This is a genomic window from Actinoplanes sp. NPDC021490, from assembly GCF_055562135.1.
The window spans coordinates 294,544-318,827 of the sequence record NZ_JBVHFW010000007.1 but is presented as its reverse complement, the minus strand read 5'-3'; the positions used below and the strand labels follow the sequence as shown (position 1 = coordinate 318,827).

Annotated in this window: 15 protein-coding genes and 1 pseudogene; 7 read left to right on the top strand and 9 right to left on the bottom strand. The window is 70.3% G+C overall.

Annotation, left to right across the window (positions count from 1 at the left end; genetic code table 11):
- Position 1: 1 nt before the first annotated feature.
- Complete coding sequence (locus ACZ3I4_RS21480) at positions 2-934, bottom strand: carbohydrate ABC transporter permease (protein ID WP_465383738.1); 933 nt, start codon at positions 932-934, stop codon at positions 2-4.
- The gene (locus ACZ3I4_RS21475) at positions 931-2,304 is read right to left on the bottom strand and encodes an ABC transporter substrate-binding protein (RefSeq protein WP_465383737.1); all 1,374 of its coding nucleotides are present in this window, start codon (positions 2,302-2,304) and stop codon (positions 931-933) included. Before ACZ3I4_RS21475 ends, ACZ3I4_RS21480 begins: the two co-directional genes overlap by 4 nt.
- A 152-nt stretch (positions 2,305-2,456) precedes the next feature.
- Here ACZ3I4_RS21475 and ACZ3I4_RS21470 point away from each other — a divergent pair, with 152 nt between their 5' ends.
- From ACZ3I4_RS21470 to ACZ3I4_RS21455, 4 genes are all read left to right on the top strand, one after another.
- Positions 2,457-3,452 carry a zinc-dependent alcohol dehydrogenase gene (locus tag ACZ3I4_RS21470; protein WP_465383736.1) on the top strand — a complete coding sequence of 332 codons (996 nt, stop codon included), beginning with the start codon at positions 2,457-2,459 and terminating at the stop codon, positions 3,450-3,452.
- On the top strand, positions 3,449-4,204 hold the full coding sequence (locus ACZ3I4_RS21465; protein ID WP_465383735.1) for an SDR family oxidoreductase: 756 nt from the start codon (positions 3,449-3,451) through the stop codon (positions 4,202-4,204). The genes ACZ3I4_RS21470 and ACZ3I4_RS21465 overlap by 4 nt, the downstream gene beginning before the upstream one ends.
- Before the next feature lie 51 nt (positions 4,205-4,255).
- Positions 4,256-5,377, top strand: a complete 1,122-nt coding sequence (locus ACZ3I4_RS21460) for a lactonase family protein (RefSeq protein ID WP_465383734.1) — start codon at positions 4,256-4,258, stop codon at positions 5,375-5,377.
- A 71-nt stretch (positions 5,378-5,448) separates the two neighbouring features.
- The gene (locus ACZ3I4_RS21455; RefSeq protein ID WP_465383816.1) at positions 5,449-5,958 is read left to right on the top strand and encodes a hypothetical protein; all 510 of its coding nucleotides are present in this window, start codon (positions 5,449-5,451) and stop codon (positions 5,956-5,958) included.
- A gap of 384 nt (positions 5,959-6,342) precedes the next feature.
- On the opposite strand, the pseudogene ACZ3I4_RS21450 reads toward ACZ3I4_RS21455, so the two are convergent.
- Positions 6,343-7,026: pseudogene (locus ACZ3I4_RS21450) on the bottom strand (zinc-binding dehydrogenase); the annotation flags it as partial.
- 19 nt (positions 7,027-7,045) lie between these two features.
- Here ACZ3I4_RS21450 and ACZ3I4_RS21445 point away from each other — a divergent pair.
- From ACZ3I4_RS21445 to ACZ3I4_RS21435, 3 genes are all read left to right on the top strand, one after another.
- Positions 7,046-7,294, top strand: a complete 249-nt coding sequence (locus tag ACZ3I4_RS21445) for a hypothetical protein (RefSeq protein ID WP_465383733.1) — start codon at positions 7,046-7,048, stop codon at positions 7,292-7,294.
- Positions 7,295-7,365: 71 nt separating this feature from the next.
- Complete coding sequence (locus ACZ3I4_RS21440; RefSeq protein ID WP_465383732.1) at positions 7,366-9,762, top strand: ricin-type beta-trefoil lectin domain protein; 2,397 nt, start codon at positions 7,366-7,368, stop codon at positions 9,760-9,762.
- Positions 9,759-12,149 (top strand): ricin-type beta-trefoil lectin domain protein, encoded by a 2,391-nt coding sequence (locus ACZ3I4_RS21435; protein WP_465383731.1) that lies wholly within the window; start codon positions 9,759-9,761, stop codon positions 12,147-12,149. The genes ACZ3I4_RS21440 and ACZ3I4_RS21435 overlap by 4 nt, the downstream gene beginning before the upstream one ends.
- A gap of 180 nt (positions 12,150-12,329) precedes the next feature.
- On the opposite strand, the gene ACZ3I4_RS21430 is transcribed toward ACZ3I4_RS21435, so the two are convergent.
- The 6 genes from ACZ3I4_RS21430 to ACZ3I4_RS21405 form a co-directional block, all read right to left on the bottom strand.
- A complete protein-coding gene (locus ACZ3I4_RS21430; RefSeq protein WP_465383730.1) occupies positions 12,330-13,568 on the bottom strand; it encodes a ricin-type beta-trefoil lectin domain protein in 1,239 nt (412 codons plus the stop codon).
- A 155-nt stretch (positions 13,569-13,723) separates the two neighbouring features.
- On the bottom strand, positions 13,724-15,313 hold the full coding sequence (locus tag ACZ3I4_RS21425) for an FMN-binding glutamate synthase family protein (protein ID WP_465383729.1): 1,590 nt from the start codon (positions 15,311-15,313) through the stop codon (positions 13,724-13,726).
- A gap of 119 nt (positions 15,314-15,432) precedes the next feature.
- Positions 15,433-17,169, bottom strand: a complete 1,737-nt coding sequence (locus tag ACZ3I4_RS21420; RefSeq protein ID WP_465383728.1) for an ABC transporter ATP-binding protein — start codon at positions 17,167-17,169, stop codon at positions 15,433-15,435.
- Between the two features lie 49 nt (positions 17,170-17,218).
- Positions 17,219-17,938, bottom strand: a complete 720-nt coding sequence (locus ACZ3I4_RS21415) for a sulfotransferase-like domain-containing protein (protein ID WP_465383814.1) — start codon at positions 17,936-17,938, stop codon at positions 17,219-17,221.
- Positions 17,938-18,141, bottom strand: coding sequence for an MbtH family protein (locus ACZ3I4_RS21410; RefSeq protein WP_465383727.1), 204 nt, complete (start codon positions 18,139-18,141; stop codon positions 17,938-17,940). Before ACZ3I4_RS21410 ends, ACZ3I4_RS21415 begins: the two co-directional genes overlap by 1 nt.
- A complete protein-coding gene (locus ACZ3I4_RS21405; protein WP_465383726.1) occupies positions 18,138-24,074 on the bottom strand; it encodes an amino acid adenylation domain-containing protein in 5,937 nt (1,978 codons plus the stop codon). The genes ACZ3I4_RS21410 and ACZ3I4_RS21405 overlap by 4 nt, the downstream gene beginning before the upstream one ends.
- Positions 24,075-24,284 lie beyond the last annotated feature (210 nt).

Genomic DNA, 24,284 nt, shown 5'->3' with positions numbered 1-24,284 from the left:
TTCAGTCCGTCTCGAACAGGCCGCCGCGCATGACGAAGAACGCCGACAGCACGAGTGCGATGACGAGCAGCAGCAGGGAGATCGCCGCCGCTCCGTTGAAGTCGTTCTGCTGGAACGCGTACTGGTAGGCCAGCTGGTTGAGCGAGTAGTCGTTGGGCACGACCGCGTTGCTGGCCTGCGACAGCAACTGCGGCTCGACGAACAGCTGGGTTCCGGCGGCCAGGGACATGATTCCCATGTACGAGATCCACTTGCGCAGCAGCGGCAGTTGGATGCGCCAGGCGATCTGGATGGTGCCGGCGCCGTCGATGCGAGCCGCCTCGATCACCTCCTGGCTGATGTTGTTCAGGGCCCCGTACATGATCACGATCCACCCGCCGGCGCCGGTCCAGAACGCGATGATGGCGAAGATCGGCGGAAGGTTGCCGGGCACGATCACCTGGACGAAGCTGTCCAGCCCGAGGAATCGCAGCAGGCCGCCGACCGGGCTGGCCGTCGGGTCGAGCACGAACAGCCAGAGCAGGACGCTCGACGCGCCGGCCAGCGCGCCCGGCAGATAGAAGACCAGCCGCAGGGTGCTGCTGAGCCAGCGCCACCGGATCGTGTGCACGACGATCGCCAGCAGCGTGACCAGCACGACCAGGGAGACCAGCCAGATCACCAGATAGAACGCGACGTGCCCGACGGCGGGCCAGAAGCGGAAGTCGCCGACGACCTTGGTGAAGTTGTCCAGTCCGGCGAAGCCGCCCTCGCCGGTGGTGAAGGCGAGGTAGACGGCGTACAGCGTGGGCAGGATGCCGAAGGCGACGGTCAGGGCGGCATAGAGGGCGACGAAGCCGTAGCTCATCGCGCTCCGGCCGCCGCCGGGATGCCCGCCGCTCGGCCGGCGGCGCGGGACCGCCACCGGCCGGGCGGCCTGTTCCACGGCGGTCACTTGACCGTGTAGCCGTCGACCTGAGCCTGGTTCTTGATCGCGGTCTGCCATTGCGGGAGCAGATCGACCAGGTTCTTGCCACCGGCGATGCCCGGGGTCATCGTCTTGGCCCAGATGGCTTCCTGACTGAAGATGCCGGATCCCCAGCCGTCCCAGATCTCCGTGCCCGCCTTGACGATCGGCTGCAGGTCGGTGGCGTAGTAGCCGCTCGACTCCTGCTTCTTGATCCACTTGGTGGCCGCGTCCGCGTAGGCGGGATATCCGGGCGCCAGGTTGACCTGGTAGTCGTCGGCGGTCGTGACGAACTCGGCGAACTTCGCGGCCGCCTTGAGGTTCTTGGAGTGGCTGCTGATGAACCAGGTGCCACCGCCGACGTTGCCGGTCACGGCGGGCTCACCGGGCCACGCGGGCGGGGCGGCCACGCCCAGCTCGCCCTTGGCGACGTTCAACGACTGCGGGTTGTTGAAGATGGCGCCCGCGTACCAGGCCGGTCCGGGCATGACGAGAACCTTGCCCGAGTACTTCTTGACGAACTCGGGCGTGAAGACACTGATGTTGGGCGTCGTGCCGTTCTTGATCAGCGTGTCGAGCATGGACGCGGCCCGCTTGCACTCCGTGCTGCCGGTGTTGACGGTGACCGACTTCGGGCCGGTGATGTTGTTGGCCTGGCACTTGCTGGCCCAGAAGAAGACCTCCGGGGTCCAGGCGTCCCCGACCGTGCCCACGATGTAACCGGGGTGCTCGCGAGCCACTTTCTCGCCGAGCGCCTGGTATTCCGGCCACGTGGCCGGCACGGTGTAGCCGAACTTGCCGAGCAGGCTCTTGTTGTACCAGAGCACCGCCTGGGCGAGGTCGTTGCGCAGGCAGTAGACCTTGCCGTCGACGGTGCACGGGTTCAGCGAGCCGGGGGTGAAGCCGTCCAGCGTGGCCTTGGGGACGAGCCCGTCGCCGAGAACCGCCGCGAACGCCTGCTTGCCGTTGCTCTTCTGGCTGGCCCAGGCCGCGTCGTTGTTCTGGGTGGAGAAGACGACGTCCGGCCAGCCGTTGCCGGCCCGGTCGAACAGCTGCATCTTGGTCCGGAACGAGTTGGATCCGTTGGCCGACCCGTCGTAGGTGACCACTTTGATCGGCACGTCGGGGTTGGCCTTCTTGAACGCGTCGGCCGCGCCGGCCCGGTCGGCGTCCACCCAGACCGTGATCTCGGCCTTGTCGTCCTGGGTGGCCTGCGCGAAGCCGTAGGTGTCCGTTGATGAATCGTCGTCACCGCCGCTGCTGCCGCAGCCGGTCAGTGCGAGGGCGACGGCCATGGCGCCGGCCAGGCCGATCGTGGTGGCTCGACGGGGGCGTCCGGCTCGCGTGATTCCCAACATATCGGTGTCCTTTGTCAGTCCGACCCAATTGACGCGCTCTTCATCGGCACGAAATATAAGGGCATACGTATGATGTTTGCAACAGGTGCGGTGCACCGCGACGAGAGCGAGGACGCCCGATGAAGGGTGCGGCATATGTCGGACATGGACGCTTGGAGACGGTCTCGCGGGATGTCACGCCACCGGGCCCCGGTGAGCTCCAGATCGCCGTCGCCTACTGCGGCCTGTGCGGCACCGACCTCCACATCGCGCACGGCGACATGGACGCCCGGGTCCGCACACCACTGGTCTTCGGGCACGAGACCTCCGGCACCGTGGCCGCGGTCGGCCCCGGCGTCGAGGGCTGGGCGGTGGGCGATCCGCTGACCGTCATGCCGCTGATCTGGGACGGCGCCTGCGCCGCCTGCCTCGCCGGCCACCAGCACATCTGCCAGAACCTGGTCTTCGTCGGCATCGACTCGCCCGGCGGTCTCCAGCAGCGATGGAACGTTCCGGCATCGATTGCCGTACGGCTGCCCGCCGGCCTCGATCTGCGTACCGCCGCACTGGTCGAACCGGTCGCGGTCGCGGTGCACGACGTGCGGCGCTCCGAACTCCAGGTCGGCGACCACGCCGTCGTCCTCGGCGGCGGCCCGATCGGCGTCCTGATCGCCGGTGTCGCCCGCGACGCGGGGGCCCACGTCCTGGTCGCCGAGGTCGACCCGGCGCGCCGGAGCCGGATCGCCGAGCTCGGATTCCCGGTGGCCGACCCGGCCGCGACCGACCTGACCGCCGAGGTCGAGCGCTGGACCTCCGGCACCGGCGCCGATGTGGTGTTCGAGGTGTCGGGCGCGGCCGCCGCGGTCCGCTCGGCCACGGCACTGGCCCGGGTCCGCGGCACGATCGTCGTCGTGGCCATCCACCCGACGCCCCGGGAGGTCGACCTGCAACGCGTGTTCTGGCGCGAACTGCGCCTGCTCGGCGCGCGGGTTTATCAGCGGTCCGACTTCGACCGTGCCGTCGACCTGCTCCAGCACGGACGGATACCCGTCGACGCCCTCATCTCGCACGTGGTCCCGCTGGAGGAAACGGCCTCCGCGATGGACGACCTCGGGGCCGGCCGCGCCATGAAGATCCTGGTCGACGTGGCCGGGCAGGAGCCGGCATGAACGGGCTGTTCGATCTCACCGGCCGTCTCGCGGTCGTCACCGGCGCCCGCCGGGGCATCGGCCGCTCGATGGCCGAGGCGCTCGCCGCCGCCGGCGCGGACATCATCGGCGTCAGCGCGTCGATGCGGGCCGAGGACGACGTCGCCGGATCGGTCCGCGCGCTCGGCCGCTCCTTCGAGGCGCACGCGGTGGACTTCGCCGATCGCGACGCCGTGGTGGCCCTGGGCACCGAGCTCGCCGGGAAGGCGCCCGACATCCTCGTCAACAACGCGGGAACGATCGAGCGCGCACCGGCCGCGGAGCATCCCCTCGTGTGGTGGGACCGGGTGATCGAGGTCGACCTGTCCAGCCAGTTCGCGCTCACCCAGCTGATCGCCCGGCCGATGCTGGCCCGGGGCAGCGGCAAGGTCGTCTTCACCGCCAGCATGCTCAGCTTCCAGGGCGGCATCAACGTGCCGGGTTACACCGCGGCCAAGTCGGGCATCGCCGGGCTGACCCGCGCGCTGGCGAACGAGTGGGCCGCCCAGGGTGTGAACGTCAACGCCATCGCGCCCGGCTACATCGCGACCGACAACACCGCCGCGCTGCGCGCCGACCCGGTCCGCTCGCGGTCGATCCTGGACCGGATCCCGGCCGGCCGATGGGGTGAACGCGACGACATCGCGGGAGCGACGGTCTTCCTCTGCTCCTCCGCCGCCGACTACGTCTCGGGTGCCGTCATCCCGGTGGACGGGGGCTGGCTGGGGCGCTGAGACCGGACACGACATTGATGTGTGGCGATGCCCGAGGCTATGTTGATCGACATGCCTACTTCCCGACGCGGGCTCCTCCGGCTCGGCGGCGCCGCCGCGATCAGCGTGGCCGCCGGCACCGTCGTGCTGCGCAACGCCACGGCCGAGGCCGCCGACGCCCCGGAACAGCGCTTCTACCTGGGCACCTACACCGCCTCCGGCGGTCAGGGCATCGCCCGGGGCCGCATCGACGCGCCGACCGGCCGGCCGGTGATCGACTCGTGGACCACGGCCGTCCGTCAGCCCTCGTGGCTCGACATCGCGCCCGGCTCGGGCCACCTGTACGCGATCAGCGAGGTGTCCCCCGGCGGCACCGTGAGCGCCCTGACCATCGGCGAGGACGGCGACACGTCGCTGCTCAACACGCAGCCGACCGGCTCGGGACCGGCCCACGTGGCCGTCCACCCGAACGGGCAGTTCCTGTTCACCTCGCTGTACGGCGGCGGCGCCGTCGTCACCCACCGGATCGCCGCGGACGCGACGGTCGGCGCGGCCACCGACACCAGGCGGCAGTCCACCGGCGGCCGGGCGTCGAACGCCCATCAGGTCGTCGTCGACCCGGCCGGCGAGTACGTCCTCGCCGTCGACCTCGGCGTGGACACCGTGTTCACGTACCGGCTGGACCCGGCCGCCGCGACGCTCACCGAGGCCGGGCGCCTGAGGTTGCCGACCGGCAGCGGACCGCGGCATCTGGCCTTCCACCCGGACGGCACGTACGCCTACGTGGCCGGCGAACTGGCCTCCACGGTGACCGTGTGCGCGTACGCGGACGGCGTCCTGACCGCCGGACAGGTCACCTCGACCGTGCCGAACCCGGGCGTCACCAACTACCCGGGCGAGATCGCGGTGTCGGCCGACGGCCGTTTCGTCTACGTCAGCAACCGGGGCACCGACACCGTCGCGGTGTTCGCCGTCAGCGAGGGCGGGTCCCGCCTGACCCTCGTCGCGACACCGGCGTGCGGAGGTGTCTGGCCGCGGCACCTGGCCATCGACGCCACCGGCACCTCGCTGTACGTGGCGAACGAGCGCTCCGGCACCCTCGCGTGGTTCCCCCTCGACGCGACGACCGGCGTGCCCGGTCCGGCGGCCGGCTCGATCGCGGTGACCGCGGTAGCGCAGATCCGCCTGGAATGAGGGGTGCCGCTACGATCGTCCATTGTCGATCTTTCCGACCTCCTTGCCCGCCGCCACGACAGGGGAACGAAATGCCCGCCTCCTTCCGCGCCACGGCCGCCGCCGCAGCCGTCGCGGCCACCGTTGCCCTGCTCCCCTCGCCCGCCCAGGCCGCCGCACCGCAGCTCACCGTCGTCGTGCCGGACATCCAGGCCGGACCGGCCGGCCCGCTGGCACCGTGGACGTACCTCGGCCTGCAGACCAACGCCGACTGGCACGGCCTGCTGTACGGCACGCGGCTCGAGCTCGACGCCTCCGGCCTGTCCGGGGTCGCCACGGTGTTCGTGCCGTCGGTCGGGGCGGACGGCGTCATCCGCCCGGACACCCAGCAGTGCCGCCAGCAGGGTGCCGTCACGACCTGCGACATCGGCGACCGGGCGCCGAACAGCTGGTTCCCGCTGCCGCACATCGTGGTGCAGGCCGCTCCGGGCGCTCCGGCCGGCCGCACCGGCACCCTGAAGATCTCGGTGAGCGGCCGCACGGAGACCGGCGCCCCGGTCGGCCCGGCCGTCGCCACCCCGGCCGTCGTCGTCGTTTCGTAAGGCAGCCTGTCCGGGCCCACCGTTCTTCAGCGACCTCAGGCACCCGCTCCTGCCATCGCCGGGTGCAGGACCACCTTCGTCCATCCGTCGTCCCGCTTGTCGAAGTGCTCGTAGGCCTCCGGCGCCCGGTCGAGGGGCAGCTCGTGGCTGACGATGAAGGACGGCTGCGCCTTGCCCCCGGCGATGAGGTCGCGCAGCTGCCCGGTTGTACTTCTTGACCGGCGCCTGGCCGGTGCCGAGGTGCTGGCCCTTGAACCAGAACATGCCGTAGTCGAAGGCCAGCTTGCCCTGCTTCGCCAGCTCGTCGGCGGCCCCCGGGTCCTGCGGTACGAAGACACCGACGTTGCCGATCTTTCCGGTGAAGCGCACCGAGGCGACCAGCCGGTTCATCGTCAGGTTGGCTCGCTCCTGGCCGTCGGGCTCGTGCGCCTGATAGCCGACGCACTCACAGCCGTTGTCCGCGCCCAGCCCCATGGTCTCGTCGAGGACGGCCTGCACCGGATCGGTTTTCGAGTCGTCGATGGCGATCGCGCCGATCGACTCGGCCAGGCGCAGCCGGTCCGGATGCCGATCGACGACCATGACCTTGCTCGCCCCTCGGATGGTCGCCGAGAGAGCAGCCATCAGTCCCACCGGTCCGGCGCCGTAGATGACCGTCTGGTCCCCGGGCTTCACACCGGCCATCTCGGTGGCGTGGTAGCCGGTGGGGAAGATGTCGGCGAGCATCACGTAGTCGGTCTGGCGCTCCTCGGCGTCCTCCCCGAGCCGCAGGCAGTTGAAATCACCCCAGGGCACGCGCAGCAGCTCGGCCTGTCCCCCGCCGTACGGGCCCATGTCGGCGAAGCCGTACGCGGCGCCGGCCATCTTCGGCTCCGGCTGGGCGGTCAGGCAGTAGTTCGTGAGCTGACGCTCGCAGTTCTTGTAGTGCCCGCAAGCGATGTTGAACGGCAGGACGACCCAGTCGCCCACCCGGACCTTGTCGACCCCGTCGCCGACCTCGATCACCTGCCCCAGGTTCTCGTGCCCGAACCAGCGGCCGGGCTCGAAGTCGGTCCGGCCCTCGTACATGTGCAGGTCCGAGCCGCAGATGTTCGCCGACGTGATCGCGGTCGGTATTGGCAGAAATTCCGATAACGACCGGGTTTACGACCCGCGGCTGTGGGATCGGCGGATGACTCAGCTATGTGAACCTTCACAATCTGTATTTAAGAAGCCGACTCAACTTTGCATCAACGGGCAAATAAATTCACTCGAAAACCGTTACGCGACCGGCCAGAACAGCGCCATCGGCTTTGCTTTGGATCGTGCGGCTTGCTGTATTGGCGTGCAGCATTGACGGGCCTCAATAGTTAACGCTAACTTCACGACCACGAAATCACCGCGAGTCGTGTTCGAAGAGGAGTCCCGGTGCCCGTACCCCCATCCCCCTCAGCGCCCCGGCGGAGGCTGTCCACGATCGTGGCGGCCGCTCTGACCGGCGTCGCCACGGCCGCCGCGGTCGCCGTGACCGGCCCGGCCTTCGCCGCCGGGCCCGTGCTCTACGCCGCCCCGTCCGGAACCGGAACGAGCTGCACCGCCGCCGAGCCCTGCTCGCTGATCGCGGCGCAGGCCGCGGTGCGGTCGCTGAACAGCTCGATGTCCGGCGACATCGTCGTCCAGCTGGCCGACGGGGTCTACCGCCAGTCGTCGCCGTTGCGGATGACCGCCGCCGACTCCGGCTCCAACGGCTACCGTGTGGTGTGGCAGGCGGCGCCGTCGGCCCGCCCCGTGATCAGTGGCGCCCGGCCGGTCACCGGGTGGTCGCAGGCCGACGCCGGCCGCAACATCTGGCGGGCCAACGTGGGCGCGGGAATCGACAGCCGGCAGCTCTACGTCAACGGCGCCGTCGCGACGAGGGCCCGCACCCAGGTGAACCGGGCCGATTTCACCGCGGACAGCACCGGCCTGCGATTCACCAACGGCGCGCTGAGCTACCTGAACAATCTGGCCAACCAGAGCCGGATTCAGATGGAGAGCGTCAATTCCTTCACCGACCGGTACGCATCCGTGCAGCGCATCAGCGGCAATCAGATCGCGATGCAGCAGCCCGGATGGAGCAACAACAACTTCGGGTACGACACGTTCACCCAACCGCACCGGGCCGGGCCGCTCTATCTGAGCAACGCCTACGAGTTCCTGGACAGCCCGGGCGAGTGGTATCTCGATCCCGGAACCGGCGCCCTGTCGTACATCCCGCTCGCCGGGCAGAACATGGCCAACGTCAGCGTCGAACTGCCGGTGCTGCAGTCCCTGGTCCAGGTCGGCGGCACGTACGACGCGCCCGCGCACCACCTCACGTTCAGCGGCATCACCTTCACCGGCACCAGCTGGCTCGGCCCCAGCAGCAGTCAGGGCTACGCGGACCAGCAGACCGGCGCCTACATCTACGGCAACTGGAGCTGGCCCGCCTTCAGCTCCTGCCACAACGGATGCACCCAGTTCGAGGCCACCCGCCCGAACTGGCTCCAGTCCCCCGCCGCCGTCCAGGTCTCGGCGGCCAGCAACGTCACCTTCACCGACTCCCAGTTCGTCAACCTCGGGCAGACCGCGATCGGCATCGGCAACGACGTCAGCGCCCACGGCAGCGGGGTCGGGCTGGGCGCAAGCAACATCACGGTCACCCGGTCGGAGATCGCCCGGAACGTCGCGGGCGGCATCGTGGCCGGCGGTGTCCGCGCCGACGCGCACCACCCGGGCGACGCCCGCATGGTGAACCGGAACATCACGATCAGCAACAACCGCCTGCACGACCTCGGGACGGACCACCGCGGCATCGTGTCGGTGCTCGCCACCTACGTCACCAACGCCGTCGTCTCGCACAACGAGGCCTACAACCTGCCGTACACCGGCATGTCCATCGGCTACGGCTGGGGCTCGAACGACGCCGGGGGCAGCAACCACTACGCCGACCGGGGGCTGTACAACTACCAGCCGCGCTACAGCACCGCGACCACCGCCTCCGGCAATCAGCTCGTCGGCAACTACGTGCACGACGTCATGCAGCAGATGAACGACGGCGGGTGCATCTACACGCTGTCGGCCAACCCGGGCGCGGTGATCAGCGACAACTACTGCCTGCGGACCAACGGCTACTTCGGGATCTACTTCGACGAGGGCTCGCGCTACTACACCGCCCGCAACAACGTCTTCTCCTCCACCGGTACGTGGGCCACGGCCAACTACTGGTTCGCCGAGAACATGGGGAACTTCACCGTGACGAACAATTGGTCGACCAACAACAGCACCAACGTCACCAACGGCGACCGGGGCAACGTGGTGTCCGGGAACGTGACGGTGTCCAACGGCAACTGGCCCTCCGGCGCGCAGGCGGTGATGTCGGCTGCCGGGCCACAGTCCGGCGGCACCGAGCAGACGGTGCAGATCGTCGGAACCCAGTCGAGCCGCTGCCTCGAGGCCGGCAGCGCCACCAACGGCGTCACGGCGCAACTGGCGGACTGCGGAAGCGGGACGGGCCAGCGCTGGACTTCGACCTCCGGCAAACAGCTGAGGGTGTACGGCAACAAGTGCCTCGACGCCTCCGGTCAGGGCACCGCGAACGGCACCGCGGTCATCATCTGGGACTGCGGCGGACAAGCCAACCAGCAGTGGAACGTCAACGCCAACGGCACCATCACCGGCGTCCAGTCGGGGCTGTGCCTCGACGCGCCCGGCAACGCGACCGCAGCGGGCACCAAGCTCAACCTCTGGGCCTGCAACGGCGGCGCCAACCAGCAGTGGACCTCCCGCAGCGGACTCCGGTCATGACCGGCGCCGTGAAGGCCTCCCGCGGCTGGGCCCTGGCCACCGCTCTGCTGCTGGCGTTCGCCGGTGTGCTGGTCGTGTCCCCCGCCCCGGCGCGGGCCGCGACGGCGATCACCCTCAACGGCTCGTCGGGTGGCCGGGTGTTCGACGGTGTCGGGGCGATCAGCGGCGGCGGCGGCAACAGCCGGCTGCTGGCCGACTATCCGGAGCCGCAGCGCAGCGACATCCTCGACTACCTGTTCAAGCCGGGCTACGGCGCGGCGATGCAGATCATGAAGGTGGAGATCGGCGGGGACACCAACTCGACCTCCGGCGCCGAACCGAGCCACGAACATGTCCGGGGCACCGTCGACTGCAACCGCGGGTACGAGTGGTGGCTGATGGGTCAGGCGAAGGCCCGCAACCCGAACATCAAGCTCGTCGGCCTGTCGTGGGGTGCGCCGGGCTGGATCGGCAACGGCAACTTCTGGTCCAGCGACTCGATCGACTACCTGATCGCGTGGCTCGGCTGCGCGAGCTCACACGGGCTGACGATCGACTATCTCGGCGGCTGGAACGAGCGGGGCCGGGACCTGAACTGGTACAAGAACCTGCGGTCGGCGCTCAACTCCCGCGGCTACCCCAACGTGAAGATCGTCGCGTCGGACGAGTTCGGCTGGGCCTCCGCCGACGACGCCCAGCGCGACCCGGCGTTCGCCGCCGCCGTGTCCGTGTTCGGCGCGCACTACGTCTGCGGATACCGCAGCGCGCAGACCACCTGCCCCAGCTCGACGACCGCGGTGAACAGCGGCAAGGCGCTGTGGGCCAGCGAGAACGGCTCCGACGACTACAACGCCGGCGCGACGGCCCTGGCCCGCGGCATCAACCGGGACTACATCGACGGCAAGATGACCGCCTACCTCAACTGGCCGGTCATCGCGGCGGTCACCCCGAACGTCCCGTGGGCGACCACGGGAGTGGCCGTGGCGCCGCAGCCCTGGTCCGGCTACTACTCCATCGGCAAGAGCACCTGGGTGATGGGCCACACGACTCAGTTCACCGCGCCGGGATGGCGGTACCTGGACGGCGCCACCGGATATCTCGGCGGCAACCGGAGCAACGGCAGTTACGTGTCGCTGAAGTCGGCCAACAACAGCGACTACAGCACCGTCATCGAGACGATGGACGCCACCTCGGCGCAGGACCTCACGTTCAACGTCACCGGCGGCTTGTCGACCGGGACCGTGCACGTTTGGTCGACCAACGTGCGGTCCGGCAACACCGCCGACCACTTCGTCAAACGCAGCGACATCGTCCCGTCGAACGGCGCGTTCTCGCTGACCGTCCAGCCCGGCTACGTCTACAGCATCACGACCACGACCGGGCAGGGCAAGGGAACCGCGACCAGCCCGGCGCAGGGCAACCTCGCGCTGCCTTATGGCGACGACTTCGACAGCTACCGGACCGGGGGCCAGGCGAAGTATCTCTCGGACCACCAGGGCTCGTTCGAAGTAGTCGGGTGCGGCGGAGGCCGTACGGGTCAATGTGTTCGCCAGATGTCGGAGCAAACGCCGATTTTCTGGACCGGAGGTCACGCCGAGCCGTTCTCGCTCCTGGGCGACGTCAGCTGGCGCAACTACACCGTCTCCTCCGACGTGATGCTGGAGAAGTCCGGATACGCCCAGCTCATCGGGCGGGCCGGCAACTACAACCACGACGGCCCGGACAAACTCAACGCCTACTACCTGCGCGTCGCGGACAACGGGTCGTGGTCCATCCGCAGCAACAACACCAGCGGCAACCAGCGGACCCTGGCCAGTGGCACCACAACGGCTTTGGGCACCGGCCGCTGGCACAAGCTGGCGCTCACGCTCAACGGCAGCACCCTCACCGCGGCCATCGACGGCGTCACCGTGGGCAGCGTGGCCGACTCCGTCTGGGTGGCCGGCCAGGTCGGCTACGCCACCGGCCAGGGCGTGACGGCCCAGTTCGACAACCTGACCGTCACCCCGCTCGGCGGCGGTCAGAGCCCCACGGGTCAGGTGCGCGGCGCCGGCTCCAACCGGTGCCTGGACGTCAACGGGCAGAGCCAGTCGGACGGGGCCACCGTGCAGATCTGGGACTGCAACAACGGCGCCAACCAGACCTGGACGGCCACCTCGGCCAACCAGCTCACCGTGTACGGCAACAAGTGCCTCGACGCGACCGGCGCCACCGCCGGCTCCCGGGTCCGCATCTGGTCCTGCACCGGCGGGGCCAACCAGCAGTGGCGGCTCAACGCGGACGGCACGATCGTCGGCGTCCAGTCCGCCCTGTGCCTGGACGTGACGGGCGCGGCCACGACCAACGGCGCCGCCGTGGAGTTGTGGACGTGCAACGGCGGCAGCCACCAGCAATGGATCAGATCCTGACGGATCGCTGACCACCCCTGGGGGCGGGGTGAAACTCGGGGGCCGGGATTCCAGACAGGGGGTTCCCGGCCCCCGACCGCCTCGCCCATCGCTCGGCCTCAGCCGGTCCCGGTGGGCCGTCCGTCGCGTCGCTCTACCGGGTCTGCTCGTCGCGAAACGGAGGGTGACGGCTCCGGGCACTTAGCCGGTCGGGGTCCACTGCTGTGCCGCGGTGCCGTTACAGTCGAAGATTTGCAGCCGGGCGCCGTCGGTGGTGGCGCTCTCCGGGTCGTCCAGGCAACGCCCCGACTGGGGGTTCACCAGTGCGAAGTTCGTGCCGGTGACCCAGCGTTGCGCCCCGGAGCCGTTGCACGTCCACAGCTGGACTGTGGTGCGGTTCGCCGTGCCGCCGTTACTGACGTCCAGGCACTTGCCCAAGGCTCGCAGCGTCCCGCCGGCACCCGGCGCGAACGTCCACCTCTGAGCCGCGGTGCCGTTGCAGGTCCACAGCTGGACCGGGGTGCCGTCCGAGGTCGCGGCGTTCGACACGTCCACGCACTTGCCGGGGATGCCGGAGCGGAAAGCCGCCGTGCGCAGCTGCCCGGCCGAGGTCAGCGCGGTCTCCACCAGAGCGGCGGCCGCACGCATCCCGGCCGCGTTCGGGTGATACGAGGAACGGCCCGCCGGCGGGTGCCCGGTTTCCACCCACGGGTCGGTGGAGCAGGCGTCGTGCCCGCGGCTGACCGCGGCGAGGTCGACGAGGGTCGCACCGGTGGCCGCGGCCGCCGCGGCGGTGGCCGACTCGAGGCGGGCCGCGATGCTCCGCTCGTACGCCAGTTGGTCCGGGGTCAGCGGAACACCGGCGCAGGTGCCGGAGCCCGGCAGGATCGTGAAGTAGTTGACCAGGTAGACGTGCGCGCCGGGGGCGGTGTCGTGCACGGCGTTCACGATGTTCTCGATGCGCCCGGTCAGCTGAGGGAACGTCCGGTCGATCGCACCCCGGTCGACGCCCGCGCACCCGCTGCCGCCGTCGTTCTGACAGGTATAGGCGCCCAGGCTGCCGAGATAGTTGACGTCGTTGCCACCGATGGTCACGGTGACGACCTGGGTCGCGCCGGTCACCGCGCTGATCTGCGGCGGACGGCCGGATTGGCTGTCGGTAAGCACGTTCGCGGTGGTCGCGCCGCTGCATGAGACGTCGGTGAGGTCGGCGCCGATCGCCCTGGCCACGACGCTGGGGTAATTGCTGCCCGACCGGGCGCACGCGGCGGCCCCGGCGCCCGGTTGCGCCGGCGGGACCCCGGGGCCGGCGGCGAACGAACTGCCCATCGCCACATAGCTCAGCCCGGCGGATGCGGCGACAGCGTTCGCGGACGGTGTGGCCGGAACCGCCACGGATAACGCCAGAGCGGCGGCTGCCAACAGGTGCGGACCGGGCATCACGAGCCTTCCGTCGACGGGACAGAACACCGCAATGCTGCCACGGCATCGACAGTCGCCGATTCGTATATCGGGATCATGGCCGTTCGGGCCGGTTGTCTTCCCCAAAAACGCTCCCCAGGAATGACCCGGCGTGGCGCCCGTCCGGCGGGATGTCACTGAGGTGCAGGGCCACCCTGTGCCGATGGCGAGGGTGTGGCGCTGCCGCCCTGCTGGTGGTCGGCTCGCATCAATTCAGCGATTCCCGACCGGTCCGCGGCCGAGGGCAGGCCCCAGCCGGGACGGTAGCCGTAGACCTGGTCCAGCCCGGTGGCGGAGGTCCGGCCGTCCAGGATCTCCACCGACGCGGTGTCGATGAGGGCGGGATGCTCGACGCCGCAGGCCTCGGAGACCTTGAGCAGGTCACGCCGCAGGGTCTTGATGTAGTTGGCGGCACGCTCGGACTTCAGGGCCGGGTCCAGCCCGCGGGTCAGCCACGGGCTTTGCGTCGCCACGCCGGTCGGGCACGTGTCGGTGTGGCATTTCTGCGCCTGGATGCAGCCGATGGCGAGCATCGCCTCGCGGGCCACGTTCACCATGTCGCAGCCCAGAGCGAACGCCACGATCGCGTTGTCCGGCAGGCCCAGTTTGCCGCCGCCGGCGAACACCACCCTCTCGTGCAGTCCTCGCTCGGCGAACTTCTTGTAGACCCGGGCGAAGCCCACCTGGAACGGCAGCGACACCGTATCGGTGAAGATCAGCGGGGCGGCGCCCGTGCCGCCCTCCCCACCGTCGATGGTGACGAAGTCGACCCCGCGACCGGTACCCGCCATCAGCGAGGTCAACTCGTCCCAGAACTCCAGGTCACCGACCGCCGACTTGATGCCGACGGGCAGGCCGGTCTCGGCCGCGAGCAACTCCACCCAATCGAGCAGGCTGTCGGTATCGGTGAACTCGGCGTGCCGCGACGGACTCACACAGTCGACGCCCTGGGGGATGCCGCGGGTGGATGCGATCTCCGCCGACACTTTGGCGCCGGGCAGAAGTCCACCGAGTCCCGGCTTGGCGCCCTGACTCAGTTTGATCTCCAAGGCGCGGACGGGCGCCGACGCCACCAGATCCTTGAGCCTCTGCAGGTCGAACCGGCCCTGCTCGTCCCGGCAGCCGAAATAGGCGGTGCCGATCTGAAACACCAGCTCGCCACCGTTGCGGTGATAGGGCGAGAGCCCTCCTTCACCGGTGTTCTGCAAGCACCCGGCGGCCGCGGCGCCCCGGTTCAGTGCCTCGATCGCCTTACCGGACAACGAGCCGAAGCTCATTCCCGAGATATTGACCACCGAACTGGGCCGGAACGCTCGCGCGCGGCCGCGGGCCGCTCCCATCACCTTGGCGCAGGGCAGGCCGACCTCATAGCCCGCGGTCGGCGCGGACCGGGGCACCGCCCGCCCGAACGTACGATGCTTGATGATCGGATACCCGGCGGTGTACTCGAGGTCATTGTCCGTACCGAACCCGAAGTAGTTGTTGTCCTTCTTCGCCGAGGCGTAGACCCAGCGGCGCTGGTCCCGGGTGAACGGCCGCTCCTCGTTGTTGCCCGCCACCACATATTGCCGCAGCTCCGGGCCGATGGCCTCGATCAGGTAGCGACCACGCCCGATCACCGGGAAATTGCGCAGAAGCGCATGGTCACGCTGGAAGAGATCGCGTGCCGCCACCGCCGCAACCGCCGAGAAGGCGGCCATGGCCGCCCGGGTGCCCCACTTCATGACCGGCTATTAGCCAGGCCCGCCGTACGTCAAACAGAACATGCGGTTGTCACCCGCGATGGTGGACACGCCTCCTCACCGGAGAGCTTGGCCGACTTCGTCACCTGCCTCGAGTCTGCTCATGCGGTGAGGGTGGCGTACCGGCCGCCGGCCGAGATCAGGGTTTCGTGGGTGCCCTGTTCGAGGATGCGGCCGCGGTCGACGACGGCGATCTGGTCGGCATTGCGTACGGTCGACAGCCGGTGCGCGATGGTCACCGTCGTCCGGCCGCGGGCCAGCTCGTCGAAGGCTCGCTGCACGGCCCGTTCGGTGGCGGTGTCCAGGGCGCTGGTGGCCTCGTCGAGGACCAGGATGCGGGGATCGCGCAGCAGCGTACGGGCGATGGCGATGCGCTGCTTCTCGCCGCCGGAAAAGCGGTGCCCCCGGGAGCCGGCCATCGTGTCGTAGCCGTCGGGAAGCCCGCTGATGACGTCGTGGATCTGTGCGGCCCGGGCGGCCTGCTCGATCTGGGCGTCGGTGGCGTCCGGGCGGGCGTACCGCAAATTCTCCCGCACCGTGGTGTGCAGCAGATAGGTCTCCTGGCTTACCATCCCGACCACCCCGGCCAGGTCGGCCAGGCGCAGGTCGCGCAGGTCGACGCCGTCGATGGTGATCCGGCCGGCCGACGGGTCGTGGAACCGCACGATCAACCCGCCGATGGTGGTCTTGCCGGAGCCGGTCTCCCCCACCAGCGCCAGCGAGGTGCCGGCCGGCACGTCCAGGCAGACGCCGTCGAGGGCGGCGGTCCGGCTGCCGGAGTAGTGGAAGGTCACGTTCTCGAAGCGCAGGTGGCCGCGTACCGGATGGGGCAGATCGACCGGCACGGCCGGGTCGTCCACCTCGATCGGCAGGTCCAGGTATTCGAAGATGCGCCCGAACAGGACCTTCGACGTGCTCAGCGAGACGCCCACGTTGAGCAGGCCCATCAGCGGCCGGAACAGCCCGGCCTGCAAGGTGGTGAAGGCGACCAGGGTGCCGATGCTCAGCGTGCCGGCGGTCGGCGGCAGTCCGGCGCTGAGATAGATGATCGCCGGGATGGCCGCGAAGATGATGCTCATCGTCGCCATCCGCCACCGGCCGGCCAGCTGCGAGCGCATCTGCAGGTCGATGAGGCGGGTCGAGGACTGACTGAACCGCTCGACGAGCGCGTTGCCGGCGCCCATGGTCTTGCTCAGTTGCGCCCCGCTGATCGACAGTCCCTCCTCGATGGTCACGTTGAGGTCGGCCAGCTCGGTCTGGCGCAGGGCGGTGATCTCCTTGCGCATCTTGGCGACCCGGCGGCTCAGGTAGAGCGCCGGCGGCAGCACGATCAGGGAGACCAGGGAGAGCTGCCAGGACAGGGCGACCATGGCGATCCCGCTGGCCACCGCGGTGGTCAGGTTGGACGTGACCGACGCGGCGGTCGAGGTGACCACCGACTGCACGCCGCCGACGTCGTTGGTGATGCGCGACTGGATCTCGCCGGTGCGGGTGCGGGTGAAGAAGGCCACGGACTGCCGCTGCAGGTGGGTGAAGACGTCGATCCGCAGCCGGTGCACGACCCGCTGACCGACGGCGGCGGACATCCACGTCTGGACGACGCCGAGGGCGGCGGTCACCCCGGCGACGGCCACCATGCCGCTGACCAGCCAGACCAGCAGCGTGACGTCCTGGCGGGGCAGCGCGCGGTCGATGACTTCCCGCAGCAGGAACGGCGAGGCCATGCCCAGCACGGAGGACGCCATGATGAGCACCATCACCACGGCGAGCCGCAGGCGGTGCGGCCTGAAGAGCCGGGCGATGCGGCGCAGCGGGACGTCGGGGGCGCTGTCTTCCAAAGAGCACAACCTTTTTCCGTACGGGATGAGCTGAGGTTAATGGGCCGTCCTACCGAGCCGCCCAGGCGCGCAGGAACTCGTAGTGCGGCCGGTGACATCGGTAGCAGTCGGCCAGCATCGCATTGTTGTCCACCGTTTCGGCGTACGTCCGGGTCGGTTCGGTGAAGCCGGAACTGCCGGCGACGTCGCGGTGCCATGGCTGGGTCCGTCGCCAGACCCGTTGATCGCCCGGCGTCCACGACAGCGCCGAGGGCAGGAACGGTATCCCGGCGTGCTCGCAGTAACCCCGGATGACCTCGCCCGGCGCCGCGATCAGCGTTTCCGCCTCGATGACGTACGGGGTGGCGCCGGACTCCTCCCGGACCCGCCGGGCCAGCTCGGCCTGATGGCGATAGCCCACCTCGGCACACTGCATGCCGGGGTTCATCGCGTAGTGCGAGGCGATCACCGAGCGGGGGTCGCGGATGATGAAGGTGTGCGACCCGGTGGCCGGGATGTCCTCGCCGCCGCGGCCGAGGTAGTCGTACTCGGTCGTCTCCTTGACGAAGACCCGCCTGTCACGCGCCCGTTCGTCGAGCAGTTTCAGCAGTTCGGCGTGGCTGGTGGCGGTGGCGTCGCCGACCGTCGCGTGGCCCTGGACGACGATGCTGGAGAACGGTTCGTGATAGACCTCGTGGTCCCCGCGTTCGAGCATCATCCGCAGGAACGCGGTCGACCGCGACCGCGGCGTTCCCCAGAGGAACAGCAGGCCGGACCGGGCGGCCGGCATCACACCGGCCCGGCCAGGCCGGCGGGACGAATGTCGGTCCATTCCCGTTCGATGTAGCCCAGACAGGCGTCGCGGCTGTCCGGCCCGGACACGGTCCGCCAGCCCGGCGGCACGTCGATCGCCTCCGGCCATAGGGAGTGCTGGTTCTCGTGGTTGACCAGCACGAGGTACGGGGTGTCGTCACGTTCGAAGGGGTTGCTCATTCGGCCGGCCTTCCGGTGGTCGCAGGCGTGCTGGGGGAACGGTCGAGGTGCTCGGCCACCCGGGCGCCGATCATTTCCAGCACCTCGGCCCGGGCCAGCTGCCGGTGCAGGTATTTCAGGGCCACGACGTCGATGTGGCCGGTCACGTATCGCTGCCACATCGGGGAGAAGTACTGCTCGGGGGTGCGAGCCGCGGCCGCCTCGACGAACAGGACATCGCCGTCGAAGAGACCGAACTCGTGGTTGTCCACGAGCTTGATCATGTTTTCGTAGAAGCCGACGATCGCCCGGCCCTTCTGCCGCATCAGGAACGAGTAGGGCCCCTGGCGTTGCCGCAGCTGGTCGTAGAGGGCGTCGCCGGTGAGCAGGTGCCGCTCGCCGGCCGGCACGTCCAGGTCGAAGTGCCGCGCGACCGCGTTGAGCCGCGCCACCTGGGTCGCCCGGCGGTGCGGGGTGGGCCGGGAGTCGAGCATCGCCAGCAGCTGGACCCGCTGCCCGTCCCGCTGCAGCTGGACGGCCATCTCGTGGACGATCTCGCCGCCGGCGCACAGGCCCAGCAGGTGGTACGGGCCCTCCGGCTGGACGGCGCGGATCTCCCGGACGTAGTCGGCGGCCATCGCGGTCAGGCTGGCCGGCATCTCGTCGCCCGGACGCAGCCCGCGTGCCTGCACCCCGTACACCCCGAAGGGCTCCGGCACGGCGTTGACCAACGGATAGTAGAGCCAGCTGAGCCCGCCGAGCGGGTGCACGCAGAACAGCGACGCGGTCCCGGTGTGCGGCCGCAGCGGCACGAGCACGTCCAGCGCCGAGTCGTCCGGCCCGGCCGCGACCCAGCCGGCCAGGTTCCGCGCGGTCGGCACGGCGGCGACCACCAGCGGATTGACGGCTACGCCGAACTCCGCCTCGATCGCCCGGCTCAGCCGCTCGACGGTCTCCCGGCCGCCGCCGAGGTCGAAGATGTTGTCCTCGGCGGCCACCTGGCCGACCTCCAGCGCGTCGGCGACCAGCCGGCGCATCCGCTTCTCGGCCTCGGCGGAGCCGCTGGGCGCCGCGAGCGCAGGCAGACCTTCGATCAGGCGGGCCATGTCGGCCAGGGTCGCGCTCTCGAAGACGGCGCGGAACGGCAGGTCCACGCGCAGCGCCGACCGGATCTGGTTGACCATCTGCATGGCCAGCAGCGAGTGCCCGCCCAGGACGAAGAAGTTGTCGTCCCGCCCCGCGCGGGGCACGCCGAGAATCTGCGCCCACAACCCGGCGAGGGTCTGTTCCACCGCGCCGACCGGCTCCACGTACGTACGCTCGGCCGCTTCGCCCGGATCGGGCAGGGCGAGCCGGTCGACCTTGCCGTTCACGGTCAGCGGCAACGCATCGAGCACCACGAACACCGACGGCACGAGATGATCCGGCACGGCGGCCGACATCTCGCGGCGCAGCACGGCCACGTCCGTCGCCGGGTCGGCCACCACATAGGCGATCAGGCGGGCGTCCACGCCGCTCCCGCGTACCGTGACCGCGGCCCGGCGGACCCCGGGAAGCGCCGCGGTGGCCGCCTCGACCTCGCCCAGCTCGACCCGTACGCCGCGGATCTTCACCTGGTCGTCCTGCCGGCCCAGGAACTCGATCGCGCCGTCGGCCCGGCGCAGCCCCCGGTCGCCGGTGCGGTACATCCGTTCGCCGGGCACGAACGGATCCGCCACGAACCGTTCCGCGGTCTGGCCGGGCCGGTTGAGGTAGCCGCGGGCCAGCGGACGCCCGGCGATGCAGATCTCACCGGGTACGCCGGAGGGCAGATGCTCGGCGTCCGCACCGAGCACATAGACCCGGGCGTTGGCGATCGGGCGGCCGATCGGGACGCTGCGGCCGTCGTCGTCCGGCCGGCAGTCCCAGCTGGTCACGCCGATCGCCGCTTCGGTCGGCCCGTACAGGTTGTGGAGCCGGGTGCCCGGCAGCGTCTCGAAGAAGCGGCTGCGCAGGCCGAGCGGCAACGCCTCCCCACCGGCGATGACGTGGCGCAGGCTGGTGCACCGCCCGGCGCCCGCCTCGGCCAGGAACATCTCCAGCATCGACGGCACGAAGTCGGCCAGGACGACTCCTTCGTCACGGATCACCTCGACGAGGTAGCCGCTGTCGCGGTGCCCGTCGGGCCGGGCCATCACGACGGTCGCCCCGCAGGTCAGCGGCCAGAGCAGCTCCCACACCGAGGTGTCGAAGGAGACCGGGGACTTCTGCAGCACGCGGTCGCCGGTGGTCAGCGCGAACTTCTCGGTCATCCAGGCGAACCGGTTGCTGATCGCACCGCGGACGTTCACCACGCCCTTCGGCGTGCCGGTGGTGCCGGAGGTATAGAGGACGTACGCGGCGTCCTCGGCGGTCACCGCGACCCCGGGGTCGTGCTCCGGTTCCGCGGCCAGGGCGGTGGCCTGCTCGTCGAGGCAGAACAGCAGCCCGGGGTCCTCCGGCAGCCGCGATCTGACCGGCTCGTGGGTGAGCACCACGGCCGTGCCCAGGTCGGCGATCATCAGCCGGCGGCGGGCGGCGGGCAGGTCGGGGTCGAGCGCGACGAACGCGCCACCCGTCTTCCACACGGCCAGCACGGCGACCACCAGGTCGAAGCCGCGTTCCATGCTGATGCCGACCAGCACGTCGGGTCCGGCGCCCGCCCGGATCAGGCGGTGGGCCAGCTGATTCGAACGGCGATCGAGTTCCCCGTACGGCAGGGTCCGCCCCTCGAACCGCACGGCGGGCGCGGCCGGTGTCGCCCGGGCGTGCCCCTCGATGAGCTGGTGGATCCACGGCCCGGTCCGGTCCCGGAGTTCGCCGGTGCTCGCTTGCGCGGCCGTCCGGCGTTCGTCCGCGCTCAGCAGCGGCAGCCGGCCGATCGGCTTGCCCGGATCGGCCACGGCCGCGGCCAGCAGCCGGCCGAGCATCTCGATCATGCGCTTGGCGGTGTCCCGGTCGAACAGGTCGGCGGCGAAGGTCAGCTCCCCGCCCATCCCGGCGGGCCGTCCACCGGCGTCCGAGAACTCCACGAACTGGAAGCTCAGGTCGAACTTGGAGGACCCGGAGCCGACCGCGACGCGTTTCATGTCGACGCCGGTCAGGTCGAGCACCGCGGTCCGGCCGACCTGCAACGCCACCATGACCTGGAACAGCGGGTGGCGGCCGGGCACCCGGGCCGGGTTGAGCACCTCGACCACGCTCTCGAACGGCACGTCCTGATTGCTGAAGGCGGCTAGGTCCTGTTCCCGGACCCGCGTCAGCAGCTCTTCGAACGACGGATCGCCGGTCAGGTCGGCCCGCAGCACGAGCGTGTTGACGAAGAAGCCGACGAGGTCGTCGAGGGCCTCGTCGACCCGTCCCGCGACCGGCCAGCCGAGCGGGATGTCGGCGCCCGCGCCCAGCCGGGAGAGCAGCGCCGCCACCGCCGACTGGACCACCATGAAGACGCTGGCGCCGTTGCGGCGGGCCAGGGCCACGAGACTCTCGTGGACGTCGACCGGCACCTTCAGCGGCACCGATCCACCGCGATACGTGCCGACGGCGGGCCGGACCCGGTCGGTGGGCAGCGGCAGCTCGTCGGGCACCCCGCTCAGCAGGCCGGTCCAGTACGCCACCTGGTCGCGGGCCACCTTCACCGCGTCGCGCTGCCACAGGGCGAAGTCCGCGTACTGCACCGGCAGTTCGGTCCACTGCGGCGCCCGCCCGGCGCGGCGCTGCTCGTACGCCTCGCTGAAGTCACGCATCAGCGGTTCCATCGAGGAGCCGTCGGCCGCGATGTGGTGCAGCAGCAGGACGAGGGCATGGTCGCCGGGGCCCACCGTGAGCAGGTGTGCCCGGAACGGAAGGTCCGAGGTCAGGTCGAAGCGGCGCTGGACCAGCCCGTCCACGGCCCGGCCCAGCTCGGTGTCCTCGACCTCGCCGCGGACCAGCAGCGGGCCGACGTCGGCCATCGGCACGACCCGCTGCTGCGGCTCGCCGTCGAGCAGCGGGAACACCGTACGCAGGGGCTCGTGCCGCCGGACCACGTCGGTGACGGCGGTGTGCAGCGCGGCGATGTCGAGATCGCCGGTGAGCCGGACGACGACCGGGATGTGGTACGCCGTGTCGTTCGCGCGCAGCTGGGCGGTGAGCCACAGCCGCTGCTGCGGATAGGACAGCGGCACCACCGCCGGGCGGGTCCGGCGTCGCAGCACGGGCCGGGTCCCGCCCTTGAGGACCGACACCCGTGCGGCCAGCTCGGCCAGGTTGGAGGTCTCGAAGAGATCCCGGACCGGCAGCTCGACCTTGAGCACCGAGCGCACCCGGTTGACCAGCTGCGTCGCCATCAGCGAGTGGCCGCCGAGGGCGTAGAACTCGTCGTCCCGGCCCACCCGCGGCACGCCGAGGATCTCCTCCCACAGCCGGGCCAGTGTCTGTTCGACCGCGCCCACCGGCGCCGCGTAGTCGCGCTCGTTCGCGGTGATGCCGGGATCGGGCAGCGCCTGCCGGTCCACCTTGCCGTTGCTGGTCACCGGCAGCGCGTCCATCAGCACGAACACCGACGGCACGAGGTGGTCGGGGACCACCGCCGCGAGACGTCGCCGCAGCGCCCCCACGTCACGCTGGCCGCCCTCGGTGACCAAGTACGCCGTCAGCCGCCGATCCGCGCCGGCGCCGTGCACCAGCACCACCGCCTGACCGACCCCGGCCAGGCCCATCAGCGCGGCCTCGACCTCGCCGGGCTCGACCCGTACACCCCGGATCTTCACCTGGGCGTCCGCGCGGCCGACGAACTCGAGCTGACCGTCCGCGAGCCGGCGCACCACGTCCCCGGTCCGGTACATCCGCTCCCCCGGCGGGCCGAACGGATCCGCCACGAACCGTTGCGCCGTCAGGGCGGACCGGCCGGCGTAGCCACGGGCCAGACCCGCGCCGGCCAGATAGAGCTCGCCGGCCTCGCCGACCGGCGGCTCCCGCAGCAGGTCGTCGAGCACATAGGCCCGGACGTTGTCGATCGGCCGGCCGATCGGCGGCGTCCCCTCCGCGCCGAGCGGATCGCTCACAGTGGCGGCGACCGTCGTCTCGGTCGGCCCGTAGGCGTTGAGCATCAACCGGTTCCGCGACCAGCGGGCCACCGTCGCGGGCGGGCAGGCCTCCCCGGCGACGACCAGCGTCACCCCGTCCGGAAGCCCGCCGCCGGTCTCGACCACCGACAGCAGCGACGGCGGCAACGTCACGTGGGTGACGCCGCGGCTCTCCACCAGCTCGGCCAGCGCGCGGCCCGGCACCAGCCGGGACCCGTCGGCGACGACCAGCGTCGCCCCGGACAGCAGGGTCGACCACAGCTCGGACACCGACGCGTCGAAGCTGACCGAGGCGAACTGCAGGCGGCGCTTGCCCGGGCCCAGCCCGAGCAGGGTCCGCTGCGCCGTCGCCAGGTTCGTCACGCCCCGATGGGTCACGACCACGCCCTTGGGCACGCCGGTCGAACCGGACGTGTAGATGACGTAGGCCGGGTGATCCGGCCGCAGCGGGGCGTGGCGCTGTGCGTCCCGGACGCTGCCGGCGTCGTTCGAGGCGATGTCGTCGGCGGTCTTGGGATCGTCGAGCACCACCTCGGTGACGCCCGCGGGCGCCGCGGTCCGGGTGGCGGTTGTGGTCACCACGCAGCGCACCCGGGCGTCGGCCATCATGAACGCCGCCCGTGCGGCCGGGTAGGCGGCGTCCACGGGGACGTAGCTGCCGCCCGCCTTCACCACCGCCAGCGCCGCCACCACGAACTCGATCGACCGGTTGAGCAGCAGCCCGACCGCGACCTCGGGACCGACGCCCTGGGCGAGCAGGACGTGTGCCAGCCGGTTCGATCGCTCGTCCAGCTCCCGAAAGGACACCGTGGCGTCGTCGGCGACCACCGCCGGGGCGCCGCCGGAACGTTCGGCCCGCGCGGCGAACATCGCCGGCAGGGTCCGGGCCCCTTCATCAGAGCTGATCAATGGCTTGTCTCCTCCGCTGTCACGATCACGTGCTGAGATCGTGCAATCTGCCCTTTCCGTGCGGGCGGATCAACAGGAGACAAATCACCTCGAAAAAACTGCACAAAACTGGTCCGGAAAGCGTCTTAGTAGCAGAGCGCGCACAGTGGATTTGACGGCGGTAAAGACAAC

What these genes read in the sequence shown, in the direction of transcription:
- ACZ3I4_RS21425 (WP_465383729.1), bottom strand. Translation starts at nt 15,313, where the DNA reads ATGAAGTGGGGCACCCGGGCGGCCATGGCCGCCTTCTCGGCGGTTGCG.
- ACZ3I4_RS21460 (WP_465383734.1), top strand. Translation starts at nt 4,256, where the DNA reads ATGCCTACTTCCCGACGCGGGCTCCTCCGGCTCGGCGGCGCCGCCGCG.
- ACZ3I4_RS21405 (WP_465383726.1), bottom strand. Translation starts at nt 24,074, where the DNA reads ATGTTCGCCGCGCGGGCCGAACGTTCCGGCGGCGCCCCGGCGGTGGTC.
- ACZ3I4_RS21435 (WP_465383731.1), top strand. Translation starts at nt 9,759, where the DNA reads ATGACCGGCGCCGTGAAGGCCTCCCGCGGCTGGGCCCTGGCCACCGCT.
- ACZ3I4_RS21465 (WP_465383735.1), top strand. Translation starts at nt 3,449, where the DNA reads ATGAACGGGCTGTTCGATCTCACCGGCCGTCTCGCGGTCGTCACCGGC.
- ACZ3I4_RS21445 (WP_465383733.1), top strand. Translation starts at nt 7,046, where the DNA reads ATGTTCGCCGACGTGATCGCGGTCGGTATTGGCAGAAATTCCGATAAC.
- ACZ3I4_RS21430 (WP_465383730.1), bottom strand. Translation starts at nt 13,568, where the DNA reads ATGCCCGGTCCGCACCTGTTGGCAGCCGCCGCTCTGGCGTTATCCGTG.
- ACZ3I4_RS21475 (WP_465383737.1), bottom strand. Translation starts at nt 2,304, where the DNA reads ATGTTGGGAATCACGCGAGCCGGACGCCCCCGTCGAGCCACCACGATC.
- ACZ3I4_RS21455 (WP_465383816.1), top strand. Translation starts at nt 5,449, where the DNA reads ATGCCCGCCTCCTTCCGCGCCACGGCCGCCGCCGCAGCCGTCGCGGCC.
- ACZ3I4_RS21410 (WP_465383727.1), bottom strand. Translation starts at nt 18,141, where the DNA reads ATGAGCAACCCCTTCGAACGTGACGACACCCCGTACCTCGTGCTGGTC.
- ACZ3I4_RS21415 (WP_465383814.1), bottom strand. Translation starts at nt 17,938, where the DNA reads ATGCCGGCCGCCCGGTCCGGCCTGCTGTTCCTCTGGGGAACGCCGCGG.